At 45.3% G+C, this 541-nt stretch carries 2 tRNA genes and 1 rRNA gene; all 3 read left to right on the top strand.

Annotated features, from left to right (window positions below):
- Positions 1 to 54 (top strand): 16S ribosomal RNA (locus JMV15_RS27850); the annotation flags it as partial.
- Between the two features lie 124 nt (positions 55 to 178).
- Positions 179 to 255, top strand: a tRNA-Ile gene (locus JMV15_RS27845).
- Positions 256 to 265: 10 nt separating this feature from the next.
- Positions 266 to 341, top strand: a tRNA-Ala gene (locus tag JMV15_RS27840).
- Positions 342 to 541: the final 200 nt, after the last annotated feature.

Below are 541 nucleotides of genomic sequence, written 5' to 3'. Positions count from 1 at the left end.
GTGAAGTCGTAACAAGGTAGCCGTAGGGGAACCTGCGGCTGGATCACCTCCTTAATCGACGACATCAGCTGCTCCATAAGTTCCCACACGAATTGCTTGATTCATTGAAGAAGACGATAGAAGCAGCTTTAAGCTCCAAGCTGATAGCTCTTAGCTAATCAGTTACGCGCTCGAAATTGGGTCTGTAGCTCAGTTGGTTAGAGCGCACCCCTGATAAGGGTGAGGTCGGCAGTTCGAATCTGCCCAGACCCACCAATTTTGTTATGGGGCCATAGCTCAGCTGGGAGAGCGCCTGCCTTGCACGCAGGAGGTCAACGGTTCGATCCCGTTTGGCTCCACCATTAACTGCTTCTGCTGTTAGAGTTTAGAAATGAATATTCTGAAGCGAATATTGATTTCTAGTCTTTGATTAGATCGTTCTTTAAAAATTTGGGTATGTGATAGAAAGATAGACTGAACGTTACTTTCACTGGTAACGGATCAGGCTAAGGTAAAATTTGTGAGTTCTCTTAATTGAGAAATTCGAATTTTCGGCGAATGT

It is taken from the genome of Pseudomonas paracarnis (genome assembly GCF_904063055.1).
GTDB lineage: Bacteria > Pseudomonadota > Gammaproteobacteria > Pseudomonadales > Pseudomonadaceae > Aquipseudomonas > Aquipseudomonas paracarnis.
The sequence above is the reverse complement of the archived record's forward strand: the minus strand, read 5'-3'. Positions and strand labels throughout refer to the sequence as shown.